Source organism: Rhodoplanes sp. P11, assembly GCF_964266735.1.
GTDB lineage: Bacteria > Pseudomonadota > Alphaproteobacteria > Rhizobiales > Xanthobacteraceae > Rhodoplanes > Rhodoplanes serenus.
The window spans coordinates 83,566-98,410 of the sequence record NZ_CAXWGY010000019.1; the positions used below are offsets into that span (position 1 = coordinate 83,566).

The following is a 14,845-nucleotide window of genomic DNA, read 5'->3' on the forward strand; positions in this document are numbered from 1 at the left end:
CGCTGGGCTGGACGAGGAAGATGCGACGGGGCTGGGGAGACGGCATTCACCCCTTGACCGGATGAGCGTTCACGACGTCCTTCAAGACGAGGCTGCCGCGGTGACGTTTGCTTCCCGGACGCGATCCGGTGCAGGCGCATCGGGCGAGGTGCCGACAACACGAGGTTGACAATGAGTGATATTGGCGAGCGGGTCAAAAAAATCGTCGTGGAGCATCTGGGCGTCGAGGCCGACAAGGTGACCGAGAACGCGAGCTTCATCGACGATCTCGGCGCCGACAGCCTCGACACGGTCGAACTCGTCATGGCGTTCGAGGAAGAGTTCGGCTGCGAGATTCCGGACGACGCCGCCGAGACCATTCTGACGGTCGGCGACGCCGTGAAGTTCCTCGAGAAGAACGCCAAGAGCTGAACTGCCTGTCGCCGCCGCCGCAGGAGATCGCCTGCGGCGCATTCCCGCCCGAAGTCGCTGCCGTTCGTTCCCGATATCGCCCGCCGCCGTGCTCCGGCCGGTCGGGCTCGGTGCTCCGAGACACGCGGAGCACCGCGGTCGGATGCGGGCGGCATCGCTTCGTCGATCGGCCGCCCCGGACGGTCGCGGCGGGTCGCGGCGAACCGGCCGGTGCGGGACGAATGACATGAGGCGCGTGGTCGTCACGGGTATGGGCATGGTGACGCCGCTCGGTTGCGGCGTCGAGGCGTCGTGGAAACGACTGCTCGCCGGCGAGAGCGGTGCCCGCAAGATCGAGAAGTTCGACGTGTCGGATCTGCCGGCGAAGATCGCCTGCACGATCCCGCGCGGCGACGGCTCCGACGGGACCTGGAATCCCGACCAGTGGATGGAGCCCAAGGAGCAGCGCAAGGTCGACGAGTTCATCGTCTTCGCGATGGCGGCGGCCAAGCAGGCGCTCGAAGATTCGGGCTGGCGCCCGACCACCTACGACGAGCAGATCCGCACCGGCGTGATGATCGGCTCCGGCATCGGCGGGCTGGAAGGCATCGCCGACGCCGCCGTGGTGCTGAAGGAGCGCGGCCCCCGCCGGGTGTCGCCGTTCTTCATCCCGGGCCGGCTGATCAATCTCGCCTCCGGCTACGTGTCGATCGCGCATGGTCTCAAGGGCCCGAACCACGCCGTGGTGACGGCCTGCTCGACCGGCGCGCACGCCATCGGCGACGCCGCCCGGCTGGTGATGCTGGGCGACGCCGACGTGATGGTGGCGGGCGGCAGCGAATCGCCGATCTGCCGTATCTCGATCGCGGGCTTCTCGGCGTGCCGGGCGCTGTCGACCTCGTTCAACGACGAGCCGACCCGGGCGTCGCGTCCCTACGATCGCGATCGCGACGGCTTCGTGATGGGCGAGGGCGCCGGCGTCGTGGTGCTGGAGGAGCTCGAGCACGCCAAGGCGCGCGGCGCGCGCATCTATGCCGAGGTGATCGGCTACGGCCTGTCGGGCGACGCGCACCACATCACGGCTCCCGCCGAGGATGGCGACGGCGCCTTCCGCTGCATGTCGATGGCGATCAAGCGGGCCGGGATCGCGGCCTCGGAGATCGATTACATCAACGCGCACGGCACCTCGACGCCGCTCGGCGACGAGATCGAGCTGGGCGCCGTCCAGCGCATCGTCGGCAACGACGCCGCGCGCGTCTCGATGTCGTCGACCAAGTCGTCGGTCGGGCATCTGCTCGGGGCGGCCGGCGCCGTCGAGGCGATCTTCACGATCCTGGCGATCCGCGACCGGGTGGCCCCGCCCACCCTCAATCTCGACAATCCCTCCGTCGACACGCCGGTCGATCTGGTGCCGCACCGGGCGAAGCCGCGCGAGATCGATGTCGCGCTGTCGAACTCCTTCGGGTTCGGCGGCACCAACGCATCATTGGTGTTCCGCCGGCCCCAGTAGGGCGGTGGATCGGCCGCCGTGACGTGGTCGGCTGCCCGGCCGCCCTCGGCGGACGGGCTGCCGGCCGGGCCGCAGACGTGACGCGAGGGTCGGCCGATGGCCGGCCTTCGACCCTCCCGAGGCTCGCCGGGCGCCCGCGCCTGGTTTGCCGCGCTCGATAAATTGGCCACAATCCCGGGGGTTATTGGTCGGGTCGCCGGGCCCGGATCGGCGGCCCCGGCAGGGGCCGGCTCCGGTCGCCCCGGCCCATGCGTCCGCTCATGACGCGCCGCCCACCCGGTGCGCCGCTTGCGCGGGTTCTCGTACGGTCCCCCCGGTCCTGGAGCCGACGGCACGATGACTGAACTCGATCCCCCGACCGGCCGCGGTGATCCGTCCGCCGGCTCCGCGCCGAAGCGGATCGCCCCGCGCAGCCCGCGGGCCGCGTTGGAGCCGGAGCGGGTGCCGGTGCCGCCGCGCCGCTCGGCCCGCGCGCGTCATCCCATCGTGGTGATCGGCAATGCCATCTTCACGTTTCTGGTGATCGTCGCCGTGGTGGTGGGTGGCGTCGCCTGGGTGGGTAAGCAGCGGCTCGACGATCAGGGACCGCTGGCCGACGACAAGATGGTCAACATCGCGCGCGGCGCCGGCATCCGCGACATCGCCGACCAGCTCGTCCGCGAAGGCGTCATCGATCATCCATGGACCTTCGTGGGCGCCGTGGTGGTCCGCAAGGCGCGCGACGAGCTGAAGTCCGGGGAGTACCTGTTCCAGAAGCAGGCGTCGCTCGGCCAGGTGATCGACACCCTGGTGGACGGCAAGGTGGTGCAGCACGCGCTGACGCTGCCGGAGGGGCTGACCTCCGAGCAGATGGTGGCCCGGCTGCTGGAGACCGACCTTCTCTCCGGCAACATCAAGGAGATTCCGCGCGAAGGCTCGCTGCTGCCCGAGACCTACAAGGTGGTGCGCGGCACCCCGCGCGAGCAGGTGATCCAGCGCATGCAGCAGGCGCAGCGCCGCGTGCTCCAGGAGGTGTGGGAGCACCGCATGGCAGACCTGCCGCTCCGCACCCCGGAGCAGCTTCTGACGCTCGCCTCGATCGTCGAGAAGGAGACCGGCCGGCCGGAGGAGCGCACCCGCGTCGCCGCCGTGTTCGTCAACCGGCTCCGGCAGCGCATGCGGCTGCAATCCGATCCGACCATCATCTACGGCCTGGTCGGCGGCAAGGGCACCCTCGGGCGGCCGATCATGCGCAGCGAGATCGAGCAGCCGACGCCCTACAACACCTATGTGATCGACGGCCTGCCGCCGGGGCCGATCGCCAATCCGGGCCGCGCCTCGCTCGAGGCGGTCGCCAATCCGGCCCGTACCCGCGAGCTGTTTTTCGTCGCCGACGGCTCGGGCGGCCACACCTTCTCGGAGACCCTCGACCAGCACCAGCGGGCCGTCACCAAGCTGCGGGCGCTGGAGCAGGCGCAGCGCGAGGGCGGCGGCGCCGCAGCCGCTGCCGCTCCGGCGGGTGCGACCCCGCCCGCGACCGGCACGCCGTCGGCCCGCACCCCTGCGGCGGCCGCCACGCGCCGCTCCGAGCCCGCCCCGGGCGCCAGGCCGCAGCCCCAGCCGCAGGTGCGCTGAACCGGCAGCCGGCATCCGCCCCGGCAGCAGCCTGCCGGCGGCAGGCTTCCCTGGCCGCCTCCTGGTGGCGCCGGTGGGATCGCGAGGCACGACCCGGCGTCGCGGCCGGATGGCTTGTCGGGACTCACGGGGTCTTCTATGCCGGCTGCGGACGGGGTCGGCCGATGCCTCCGGCGTTCCGCCGGCCCGAGAAGACCACCACGAGGACCATCATGGCCCTGTCGAGCATGACCGGCTTCGCCCGTAGCCACGGCACCAGCGGGCCGTACTCCTTCGTCTGGGAGATCAAGTCGGTCAATGCCAAGGGGCTGGACGTGCGGTTGCGGCTGCCGCCCGGCTGGGACGCGGTCGAGGCGCCGGCCCGCGCCCGCGCCGCCGAGGCGCTCGCCCGCGGCACCGTCTACGCCAACCTGACCGTCGACCGGCCCGGCGCCCAGCCGGTGGTGCGGGTCAACGACGCGGTGCTGTCGGCGGTGCTCGACACGCTCGCCTCGCTGGCCGGGCGGGTCGCCGCCGAGCCGCCGCGGCTCGACGGCATCCTCGCCGTCAAGGGCGTGGTCGAGGTGGCCGAGGCGGACGAGAGCGAGGCGGAGCGCACTGCCGCCGAGGCGGCCCTGGTGGCCGGCTTCGCCGCGGCGCTCGACGGGCTCGCCGGCATGCGGCGCCACGAGGGCGCGGCGCTGGGCCGACTGCTCGGCCAGCGGCTCGACGAGATCGCCGCCCTGGTGGGGCGCGCCGAGGCGGCACCCGGCCGCAAGGCGGAGGCGATCCGCCAGCGGCTCGCCGAGCAGATCGCCACCTTGCTGGAGGCGAGCGAGCGATTCGATCCCGACCGGCTGCACCAGGAGGCGATCCTGATCGCCTCCAAGGCGGACGTGCGCGAGGAGCTGGACCGGCTCACGGCCCACGTCGCCCAGGCCAAGAGCCTGATCGCCAAGGGCGGCCCGGTCGGCCGCCGTCTCGATTTCCTGTCGCAGGAGCTCAACCGCGAGGCCAACACGGTATGCTCCAAGTCGAACGACCTGGAGCTGACCAATATCGGCCTCGAGCTGAAGAGCGTGGTGGAGCAGTTCCGCGAGCAGGTGCAGAACCTGGAGTGATCGGCATGGCGCCCGAGCACGCGACCGACGAGAGCGCGGCGATCGGCCGGCGCGGCCTGATGCTGGTGGTGTCGTCGCCGTCCGGCGCCGGCAAGACTACGCTGACGCGCAACCTCATCGACAAGGAGCAGCAGATCACGCTGTCGATCTCGGTGACCACGCGGGTGCGGCGGCCGAGCGAGATCGAGGGCGTGCACTATCGCTTCATCTCGATGCGGCAGTTCGAGATCATGCGCGACTCCGACCAGCTCCTCGAATGGGCCGAGGTGCACGGCAATTGCTACGGCACGCCGCGCGAGCCGGTGGAGGCGGCGCTGGCGGCCGGCCGCGACGTGCTGTTCGACATCGATTGGCAGGGCGCCCGCCAGCTCGACGAGAAGATGCCGGGTGATGTGGTCAGCGTGTTCGTGCTGCCGCCCTCGGCGACCGAGCTGAAGGCGCGGCTGGAGCGGCGGGCCGAGGACTCCGCCGCGATCATCAACGGCCGGCTGAGGAATGCCGCCGAGGAGATCGGGCACTGGAGCGAGTACGACTATGTGCTGATCAACCGCGACCTCGGCGAGAGCTTCGCGCGGCTGCGGGCGATCCTGACGGCCGAGCGGCTCAAGCGGGCGAGCCGCGCCGGGCTCGACGGCTTCGTCGGCACGCTCCTCGACGGCCTCAAGGTGATCACGACGTAACCTTTGACGGTCCGGTCCGCGCCCATGGCGGCTCACGGTCCGATCCGCGCCGATGGCGGCGGCTCGTCGGGGCCGGCGATCGGCACGGCGACATGCTGCGGTCCCGTCTCGCGCCCATCGGCGAGATGCCACGCGACCGTGTAGCGGATGTCGTAATGCGGGCAGCCGTCGCGTCCGGTGAGGATGTCCACCATGCCGGTGCCGGGTGCGTGGCAGGTGTGGCCGAACACCGGGCTGGTGTCGGCGTAGAAGCGGTACCAGCCGGAGCGGCGGGCGACGAACACGAGACTGCCGCGGCGCTCGCCCGCCACATAGGCGGTCGCTTTCACCTTCGGAATGAACGGCTGCATGATCACCAGGTAGAGCGAGCCGACCTTGGCGTCGACCGTGTAGTCGGCCCGCACGGCGCCCCCGGCCCGCAGATAGACCGGCAGGGGCGCGAACTGTGAGGTCAGCCCGCTGCTCTCCACCACCATGCCGCGGCTGACCAGGTTGGCGCTCTCCCAGCCGACCAGCGTGACGGCCCCGGTGGCGAGCCCGACCACGTAGAAGGTGGCGGAGCCCAGCGCGATGGCGGTGATCAGCAGGGTGGGCAGTTGCACGGGGTGGCTCCCGGCGGGTGTCGCGGCCCACGGTAGTGCGGCCGCCCTGCGGCGCGGTTCATGCGCGGCCGCCGGGCGGGGCCGCTCGCCGCCGAAACGCGACGACGTGGTTAAGCCGGGGTGTCGGCGACGGCGGCCGGCGTCGCGGGGGCTGCGTCGAGGGCGCGGGCGAGCGCCACGAAGCCGTCGATCGTCACGTCCTCGGCCCGGCCGGTCGGGTCGAGCCCGGCGGCGGCGATCAGCGGCAGCGGGTCGGGCGCCAGCGCCTTGAGGCTCTGCCGCAGCATTTTTCGCCGTTGGCCGAAGGCCGCCGCAGTGACCCGCTCCAGCGCGGCGAGCCGGCAGGGCAGCGGCGCCGGGCGCGGCTCCAGCCGCACCAGCGTCGAGGTCACCTTGGGGGGCGGCACGAAGGCGGACGGCGCGATGTCGAACAAGAGCTTGGGGGCGCAGCGCCACTGCGCCAGCACGGCGAGCCGGCCGTAGCTCTTGGTGCCAGGCCCGGCGGCGATGCGCTCCGCCACCTCGCGCTGGAACATCAGCACCAGCCGGTCGAACCACGGCGGCCACGGCTCGATCGACAGCCAGCCGACCAGCAGCGCGGTGGCGATGTTGTAGGGCAGGTTGGCGACGACGCGCACCGGGCCGCCGCGACCGAGCGAGGGCGAGGGATCGAGCGCCAGCGCGTCGCCCTCGATCACCTCCAGCCGCCCCGGGCAGCAGGCGGCGATCTCGGCGAGCGCCGCGATCGCACGCCGATCACGCTCGATCGCCACCACCCGGCGGGCGCCTTCGGCGAGCAGCGCCCGGGTGAGCCCGCCCGGACCGGGGCCGACCTCCACCACGGTGACGCCGGCCAGCGGCCCGGCCGCGCGGGCGATGCGCCCGGTGAGGTTGAGATCGAGCAGGAAGTTCTGGCCGAGCGACTTGCGGGCCGACAGGTCGTGGCGGCGGATGACCTCGCGCAGCGGCGGAAGCTCGTCGAGGGCGCTCATGCGGCCGCCGCAGGGGTGTCGCGCGGGCCGGCCAGGCGGGCGGCGAGGCGGAGTGCGGCCATCAGGCTCGACGGATCGGCGCGACCGCTGCCGGCGATGTCGAAGGCGGTGCCGTGGTCGGGCGAGGTGCGCACGAAGGGCAGGCCGAGGGTGACGTTGACGGCGTCGTGGAAGGCCAGCGTCTTGATCGGGATCAGCGCCTGGTCGTGATACATGCACAGCGCCGCGTCGTAGGTTTTTCGCGCACCGTCGTGAAACAGGGTGTCGGCCGGCAGCGGGCCGCGGGCCGCGATGCCGTCGGCGGCGAGCGCCGCCACCGCCGGGGCGACGATCTCGGCGTCCTCGCGGCCGAGCGCCCCGCCTTCGCCCGCATGCGGGTTGAGGCCGGCGATCGCGAGCCGCGGCCGGTCCAGGCCGAAGCGGCCGACGAGATCGCGGGCGACGATGCGGCCGGTCTCGACCACGAGATCGGTGGAGAGCCGCGCCGGCACGGCGGCGAGCGGGATGTGGACCGTCACCGGCACCACCGCGAGGGTGGGCGACCACAGCATCATCACGGGCAGCGGGGCAGCACCGAAAAGGCGCCCGGACAGCTCGGCGAGGTACTCGGTGTGGCCGGGATGGGCGAACCCCGCCTCATAGAGGACATGCTTGGCGATCGGGTTGGTCACCACCGCGGCCGCCTCGCCGGCCGCCACCAGAGCGACGGCGCGATCGATGGCCGCGAGGGCGGCGGGCGCACTCGTCGCGTCGGGCCGGCCCGGCGCCGCCGTTATGGGGAGCCCGAGATCGACCACCGGCAGCGCCCGCGCGAAGGCGTCCGCTGTTTCGTTGGGCGCCACCGTCGCGAGCGGAACCGCGAGGCCGAGCCGGCGGGCCCGCTCGGCGACGAACACCGGGTCGGCGAGGAGGAGGAACGGCGGCAGCCGCGCCGTGTGGCGGTAGAGCCAGGCCAAAAGCGCGATGTCGGGCCCGATGCCGGCGGGCTCGCCGAGGGTGAGCGCCAGCGGCTGTACGAATGGACGCCCGCTCATCGCCGCGTGCTCATCGCCGCTCGATCATGGCGCCGCGGCGCAGCTCCTGGAGGAACTTCTTGGACTGCACCTCGAACCGCTCGGCGAACAGCGCCTGGCGGGTCTCCTTGAGGATCGGCGCATCCACCTTGGTGTCGCGCTTGGCGCAGACCGCGAACATCTCGATGCCGTTCGGCGTGGTCTCCGGCGTGGTGAGGCGGCCGACACCAGTGCGCTCCAGCATCTCCCGCAACGCCGGCGGCAGGTCCGTCGACGTCTTGACGATCTGCTCGCGGACCGCGACGTCGCGGAGCTGGCGCGCGAAGGCCAGCCCGTTGTCGCAGTCCTGGAAGCGGGCCCGCAGGGCCTCGGCCTCGCGACGCCGCCCGTCGGCATTGCCGGCCCCCTTGGCGACCACGAACAGCACCGGCCGCAGCACGTATTCGGTGGCCTCGATCTTGTCGACGATCGGCTGGTCGTCCTTGCGCTTGGATTCGGCGGCCGCGAGGATGTCCTTCTCGCGGAACTGGAAGCTCGACTGGAAGCGACCGCGGACGAGCTGCTGCCAGACGATGTCGGCGCGAATGCGCGACTTCATGGTGCCGGCCTGGACACCGCCATTGGCCAGCGTCGCGGTGAGCTGATCGGGCGTCAGGCGCATGCGCCGCGCCATGTCGGCGTAGGAGGAGTCGACCTCGGAGTCGGTGACCTCGAGCCGGTAGCGCTTGCCGGCCTGGATCTTCAGACGCTCGTTGATCAGCTCCTCGATCACCTCGTCGCGTCCGGGCGACTTGCGGGTGACGAGTTGGGTGAACTTGGCGCGCTGGTCGATGTCGAAGGAGGTGATCGGGTCGCCGTTCACCATGACGACGACGTTCTGGGCCGCGGCCGGCCGCACCGTGCCGTCCAGCGCGAGGCCGGCGAGGGCGGTGGCCAGACACAGAAGGGTGGTGATCAATCGCGTGCGAACCATGGCTCCGCTCGTCCGATTACGCTGGTCGCCCGTGGCCCCCGGTCATGTCTGTGACCACGGTTCGGCTTGGGACGGGAGGGAAGCGCGCCGCCCCGGCCGTTTCCGGCCGCGATGCCGTCTCCGGACATGCTTCCGGAAGAGCCCCGCACCACGGCGCGCGCACGTTAGAGCATTTTCCAGCGAAGGGGGACCCGATCGGCCGTTGAAAATGCGTTCTCTCGAGGACTGCTGCGCGAAGTCCGATCCGACCCGATCGGGCTTCGTGCAGCACCATGCGGCGGAGCCATAGAGGCCGATGTGGGCGAAATTATTGAGTGGCGCCGAGCGCCCCGACGGTGCTGGCGCTGCTGCCCGCCGAGGTGGTGCCGATGGTCCGCAGCCCGATCTGCAACATCACCGTGTGGTTGGACGAGACGTTGCCGCTGTACTGGTAGTCGGTGATGTAGTTCACCCCGATGAGGAAGCAATCGTCCATGTAGCCCAGACCGACGCGGGTCTGGCTGATCTTGTTGTTCTGGATGTCGTAACGGGCGGCGCCGTTGAGCACCCAGTTGGCATCGAGCTTGACCGAGCCGGCACCGAGGATGCCCTCGCGCCGCTCCAGGAAGCCGAGCTCCGGCTGGGCCGCGTAGTTGCCGTACATCAGCGAGGCGTTCCAGCGATCGAACGACAGCCGGCCCTCGACCTCCAGGCGCTGGAGCGTGAAGTCGCTTTCGTCGAAACGATAGCGCGAGATCATGCTGAACACGCGGTTCGGCGTGTAGGCGAGCCGCGCCACATAGTCGGAGGCGCGCTTGTCGAGGCCGCTGTCGAGACCCGTGTTGGTGGTATCGCCGACCGCGAAGGAGTTCATGCCGAACAGGTGGTAGGACTGGCCGAACAGCATGTTCACGGCGCCGGCGCCGTTCACCTGGGCGGTGTATTGCAGGCCCACATTGGCGCGGCCGCCGCCCTCGCTGCGGTCCCAGCCCGAGAACTTGTCGACCCGGAACAGGTTCGAGTCGTCGAACACCAGGCTCTGGGCGTCCTCGTTGGGCAGCTTGCCGATGCCGGTCTCGTTGGGCCGCGCGATCACCTGGGCGATCGGCTCCAGCGTCTGGGTGCCCCAGCTGTGCACCGCGAGGAACGGGAAGCGGTATTCGAGGCCGACGGTCGGCATCGCCCGCACCAGCGAGGTGTCGCCGGTGTCGATGAAGTTGGCGACGCCGGGATCGGCGTTGATCTGGAGCTGGCTGACGTCGCCGCGCACCGACGCGAAGGGCGTGAACACCTGGCCGAAGGAGTCGACCCAGCGGGCCCGCCAATGCACGTCCACCGAGGCGCGGTTATAGATGCCCGGGATGCCGCGCAGCAGGCAATCAAGCGAGGTCTTCTGCGACGGATTGGCGGTCAGCGACGTGCATTGCTGGCTGGCGTACGCCGCTTGGCTGATCGGGTCGAAGCTCGCCGCCTGCCGCGACAGGCTGGTGAAGTTGAAATTGTAGCCGAGCTCGCCGCCGAGCACCGGCTGATCGAAGATGTACGAGTAGTCGACCACCGGGTGGACGATCGGCAGCGTCTTCTGCACGTCGGCTTCGGAGAAGCCGTAGAAGTGCATGGCGCGAACGTCGAAGTAGCTGCGGTCGCCGCGTCCGGTGAGGAAGAGCTGCGAGACGCCTTCGCTGAGATTGCTGAAGAACTCGGTCGGGTTGCGCCGCTGGAGCGTGCGGATCTTGTAGTCCTGCAAGAACGTCTCGTCGGTGACCAGGATGCCGTCGAAGCCCCAGGTCCAGCGCGGCGACAGGTTGAAGCGCCCGGTCGTCTCGATGCTGCCGCGAAAGTCGCGGAAGCCGGGCGTGGCATCGGTCGGGGTGCGCTCGAAGTAATCCTTGTCGGCCTGGAAGATGCCGGCGCCGCGGACGATGTAATAGCCGTCCTCGAGGCGGTGGCGCCACTCGCCCTGCATCAGCAGGCCCTGCTTGGTGGTCACCCGCGGCGACAGGGTCAGGTCGTAGTTGGGGGCGAGCGCGAAGTAATAGGGCGTCTCCAGGCCGTAGCCATAGGCCGTGCTGGTCGAGGCGACCGGCATCAGGAAGCCGCTCTTGCGCTTCACGGTCGGATCGGGCGCCGCGAAGTAGGGCATGTAGGCCAGCGGGACGCCGAAGAACTCGATCTTGGCGTCCTCGAAGTAGACCATCTTCTCGGACTGGTCGTGGATGATACGAGCGGCCTTCACCTGCCACAGCGGCGGCTTCTGCGGGTTGTCCTTGCAGGCTTGGCAGGCCGTGTAGACGCCGCTCTCGAACACCGTGTAGTTGCCGGCGCTGCGCTGGCCGCGGGCGGCCGCGAAGCGGGTGTCGTCGGCGGTCTCGATCCGCAGGGAGTCGATGAAGCCGTCGCGATAGTCGTCGGTGAGATCGATGAGCTGGCCGTAGGTGACGCGGCCGTCCGGCTCGGTCAGTCGGACATTGCCCTCGGCCTGGAGATGCTTGGTCTTCTGGTCGTAGACGACCCGGTCGGCCTCGAGGGTGGCGCCCTTGTAGTAGATCTGGACGTTGCCGACCGCGACCACCCGCTCGTTAGTGTAGTCGTACTGGATCTCGGTGGCCTGCACGAGCATCTGCGGGTCGCCCACCGGGGCGGGCTTCGGCTGCGGCGGCCGGACCTGCTGACGGAAGTCGAGGGTCTGGGCCATGGCCTCGCCAGGCCCGAGCGTCGCCGTGCCGGCCAGCAAGGCCAACACCGCGGCGGCGGCGAGCAGCCGCTCCCGGAGCCGTGGATGCGAGGTCGGACGCACGGCCGGCATCAACCGTCCTCCAGGTACAAGAGAGGCACGAGGCCGATGAGGACGCCGATGAGGACCGGCAGCCAGGCGGCGGCGGCAGGATGCAGCAGCTCCGCCTTGCTCAGATCTTCGGTGATCTTCGACAGCACGTACAGCATGAAGCCGGCGACGACTCCGCTGAGCACCATCTTCTGGACGCCGCCGAAGCGGAAGAAGCGCAGGCTGAAGGCGGCTGCCACCAGCACCATGGAGGCGAGCAGGGCCGGGCGCGAGATCAGCTTCTGATACTGGAGCCGATAGCCGGCGGCCGCGAGGCCGGCGCGCTCCGCCATCTCGATGAAGAAGGGCAGGTCCCAGAACGACACCGTCTCCGGCGTCGCGAAGCTCTCGCGCACCTGGGCGAGGGTGAGGTTGGTGCGGATGGTGTGCTCGGCCAGCCGCTCGGGCGGCGCGTCGACGGGGTAGCGCCGGGCCTCGATCAGCCGCCAGAAGCCGTCGTCCAGCATGGCGATCTTGGCCTCGACGCGCTCCACGAAGCGGCCGCCCTGATCGTACATGAACACGGTGACGCCGCCGAGCCGGACCCCCTGGTCGGCGCTCGACACGGCGTTGATGATCGACTGTCCGTCGGGACTCTTCTGGCGCACCCAGAAGCCGGTGCCGGTGGCCTGGAGGCTGGACGACTGGCCGGTGTTGAAGGCGCGGTCCTCGAGCCGCTTGGACTGCTCCTGGAGCAGCGCCGCGACCGGATTGTAGACCGCGGTGGCGACGGCGCCGAGCAGCAGCGCCACCACCACGGCCGGGGCGACGAACTGCCAGGCCGACATGCCGGCCGAGCGGGCCACCACCAGCTCCAGCCGGCGCGACAGGTTGAGGTAGCACAGCATGGCGCCGATCAGCACGGCGAACGGCATGATGCGTTCCATGATCTGCGGAACGCGCGTCACCGAGATGCCGGCCGCGAGCATGGCCGAGGCGTTGGCCTCGCCGGCGCTGCGCCGCATCAGCTCGATGTAGTCGACCAGGAGGACGAGCCCGAACACACCGACGAACACGGTGAGCGAGGCGCCGAGGAAGCGCCGGCCGAAATAGCGCGAGAGACGACCCGCCACCATTCGTCACGCTCTCATGGTCGGTTCGGCACGGGGACCGCCCGCCGCGCCGTCGTCCGGGAGAGAATCCATCAGGAGAGACAGAGCGGGGCGCCGTCCGTCCGGCCCGCCGGCGCGCACGTCCCGACCTGCGCGCACGTCATCGGACGCGGGCCAGCCCGCCGGAAGCAGGCACCCGGGCGCTCCAGATCCGCCGTACGCTCCAGATCCGGCTTGGCCGGTCGTGGTCACCATTCCCCGCGCCCCCGGCTCCCCCGAGCCGATTCATCCACGCTGCGCCGCTCCTGGCGGAACGACCACAGAGCCCCAAGATGCACGACATTAACGGGCCGATCTGTCCACAAAAAGGCCGTCCTCCGTCGTGCCCCCCCGGGAGCGCCTCGGTGTGGTTAACCGAGTGTGACCGAGGTGCCCCCGAATGCTATGCCAAGGTTTCGGTCACGGGTCACTACCGTGCCTTTGGAATTGCCGGCACCGTGGCCCGCCGGCCACAGAATCGGGGCCGGCGGATCAAGAGGATAGCTGGAATGGCTGAGGAATTTCGGGTCCGGTTCGGGAGCTTCGCGGCGCCCACCAAGGGCGCGCTGGTGGTGTTCTGCGACGACGGCCTGCGGATGGGCCCGGCGACCCGGTCGATTCTCGGCAAGGCGACCGCGCTGGTGACCCGGGCGGCGGCTGCCGCCCGCTTCACCGGCAAGCTCGCCGCCACCCTCGACCTGGTCGCTCCGGCCGACTTGCCGGTCGATCGCCTGGTGGTGGTCGGCGTCGGCAAGCCCAAGGATTGGACCGCCAACGATCCGGTCCGCCTCGGCGGCGTGGCGCTCGGCAAGGCCGGGGGGGCCGCCGAGGTGACCGTGGTGGCCGAGCTGCCGACCGGCGCCATGGATGCCGAGACGGCCGCCGACCTGGCGCTCGGGGCGCGGCTGCGCGCCTATGCGTTCGACCGCTACAAGACCAAGCGCAAGGACGACGAGGCGGCGCCGCGCGCCGTCACGCTCGTGGTGGGGACCAAGGACGCGGCAGCGGCGCGGCGCGTCTGGCCGGCCCGGGAGGCGGTCGCGGCCGGCGTGGTGCTGGCCCGCGATCTCGTCAACGAGCCGCCCAACGTGCTCTATCCGGACGTCTTCGCCCAGCGGGCCGTGGAGCTGCGCAAGCTGCGGGTCGGGGTCGAGGTGCTCGATGAGCGGGCCCTCAAGCGCCTCCGCATGAATGCCCTGCTGGCCGTCGGTCAGGGCTCCGAGCACGACAGCCGGGTGGTGGTGATGCGCTGGAATGGCGGCCGCCCATCCGACAAGCCGATCGCCTTCGTGGGCAAGGGCGTGTGCTTCGATTCGGGCGGCATCTCGATCAAGCCGGCCCAGGGCATGGAGGACATGAAGGGCGACATGGCGGGCGCCGCCTGCGTGGTCGGGCTGATGCACGCGCTCGCCGCCCGCAAGGCCAAGGTCAACGCCATCGGGGCGATCGGGCTGGTCGAGAACATGCCGGACGGCCGCGCCCAGCGGCCCGGCGACATCGTCACCACGATGTCGGGGCAGACGGTCGAGATCATCAACACCGACGCCGAGGGCCGCCTGGTGCTGGCCGACGTGCTCCACCACGTCGCCACCAAGTACAAGCCGCGCGCGATGATCGACCTCGCGACCCTGACGGGCGCCATCATGGTGGCGCTCGGCCAGGAGCATGCCGGGCTGTTCAGCAACGACGACAAGCTGGCGGAAAGCCTGGTGAAAGCCGGGCAGGCGACGGCCGAGCGGGTGTGGCGCATGCCGCTCGCGCCCGAGTACGACAAGCTGATCGACTCCAAGGTCGCCGACATGAAGAACACCGGCGGCCGCTTCGGTGGCGCCGTGACGGCGGCGCAGTTCCTCCAGCGCTTCGTCGGCACCACCCCGTGGGCGCACCTCGACATCGCCGGCACCGCCATGGGCTCGCCGCAGACCGACATCAACACGAGCTGGAGTTCCGGCTTCGGAGTGCGGCTGCTCGATCGGCTGGTGGCGGACGCCTACGAGCCGTGAGGCCGATGTCGAGGCCGATCGGAAGCGGGGCCGGCCCAGCCGGGCCCCGATTCCGCCGGCGGGGAGCCGATGCG

The 14,845-nt window shown here is 70.7% G+C and carries 12 protein-coding genes; 6 read left to right on the plus strand and 6 right to left on the minus strand.

Annotated elements, in window-relative coordinates; all coding sequences use genetic code 11:
- Positions 1–171 precede the first annotated feature (171 nt).
- The 5 genes from ACFQUV_RS19530 to gmk all read left to right on the plus strand — a co-directional run bounded on the left by ACFQUV_RS19530 (position 172) and on the right by gmk (position 5,294).
- Positions 172–411 (plus strand): acyl carrier protein, encoded by a 240-nt coding sequence (locus ACFQUV_RS19530; protein ID WP_111387151.1) that lies wholly within the window; start codon positions 172–174, stop codon positions 409–411.
- 226 nt (positions 412–637) lie between these two features.
- Positions 638–1,900, plus strand: a complete 1,263-nt coding sequence (gene fabF, locus ACFQUV_RS19535; protein WP_129608820.1) for a beta-ketoacyl-ACP synthase II — start codon at positions 638–640, stop codon at positions 1,898–1,900.
- A gap of 336 nt (positions 1,901–2,236) precedes the next feature.
- Positions 2,237–3,514 carry an endolytic transglycosylase MltG gene (gene mltG / locus ACFQUV_RS19540; protein ID WP_378395517.1) on the plus strand — a complete coding sequence of 426 codons (1,278 nt, stop codon included), beginning with the start codon at positions 2,237–2,239 and terminating at the stop codon, positions 3,512–3,514.
- A gap of 212 nt (positions 3,515–3,726) precedes the next feature.
- On the plus strand, positions 3,727–4,614 hold the full coding sequence (locus ACFQUV_RS19545; RefSeq protein WP_129607343.1) for a YicC/YloC family endoribonuclease: 888 nt from the start codon (positions 3,727–3,729) through the stop codon (positions 4,612–4,614).
- A gap of 5 nt (positions 4,615–4,619) precedes the next feature.
- Entirely contained in the window at positions 4,620–5,294 is a 675-nt protein-coding gene (gmk, locus tag ACFQUV_RS19550) for a guanylate kinase (protein ID WP_111388740.1), read from the plus strand.
- Between the two features lie 32 nt (positions 5,295–5,326).
- On the opposite strand, the gene ACFQUV_RS19555 is transcribed toward gmk, so the two are convergent.
- The 6 genes from ACFQUV_RS19555 to lptG form a co-directional block, all read right to left on the minus strand.
- The gene (locus ACFQUV_RS19555) at positions 5,327–5,896 is read right to left on the minus strand and encodes a hypothetical protein (RefSeq protein ID WP_129607342.1); all 570 of its coding nucleotides are present in this window, start codon (positions 5,894–5,896) and stop codon (positions 5,327–5,329) included.
- Positions 5,897–6,006: 110 nt separating this feature from the next.
- Entirely contained in the window at positions 6,007–6,888 is an 882-nt protein-coding gene (rsmA, locus tag ACFQUV_RS19560; RefSeq protein WP_129607341.1) for a 16S rRNA (adenine(1518)-N(6)/adenine(1519)-N(6))-dimethyltransferase RsmA, read from the minus strand.
- Entirely contained in the window at positions 6,885–7,922 is a 1,038-nt protein-coding gene (gene pdxA / locus ACFQUV_RS19565; protein WP_129607340.1) for a 4-hydroxythreonine-4-phosphate dehydrogenase PdxA, read from the minus strand. The genes rsmA and pdxA overlap by 4 nt, the downstream gene beginning before the upstream one ends.
- Positions 7,923–7,932: 10 nt before the next feature.
- Positions 7,933–8,874 (minus strand): SurA N-terminal domain-containing protein, encoded by a 942-nt coding sequence (locus tag ACFQUV_RS19570; protein ID WP_129607339.1) that lies wholly within the window; start codon positions 8,872–8,874, stop codon positions 7,933–7,935.
- A 307-nt stretch (positions 8,875–9,181) separates the two neighbouring features.
- Positions 9,182–11,659, minus strand: coding sequence for an LPS-assembly protein LptD (locus ACFQUV_RS19575; RefSeq protein WP_129607338.1), 2,478 nt, complete (start codon positions 11,657–11,659; stop codon positions 9,182–9,184).
- The gene (lptG, locus tag ACFQUV_RS19580; RefSeq protein ID WP_129607337.1) at positions 11,659–12,753 is read right to left on the minus strand and encodes an LPS export ABC transporter permease LptG; all 1,095 of its coding nucleotides are present in this window, start codon (positions 12,751–12,753) and stop codon (positions 11,659–11,661) included. Before lptG ends, ACFQUV_RS19575 begins: the two co-directional genes overlap by 1 nt.
- Positions 12,754–13,277: 524 nt before the next feature.
- Here lptG and ACFQUV_RS19585 point away from each other — a divergent pair.
- Positions 13,278–14,771: a leucyl aminopeptidase gene (locus ACFQUV_RS19585; protein WP_129607336.1), complete on the plus strand. Its 1,494-nt coding sequence runs from the start codon at positions 13,278–13,280 to the stop codon at positions 14,769–14,771.
- The last annotated feature ends 74 nt before the right edge of the window (positions 14,772–14,845 follow it).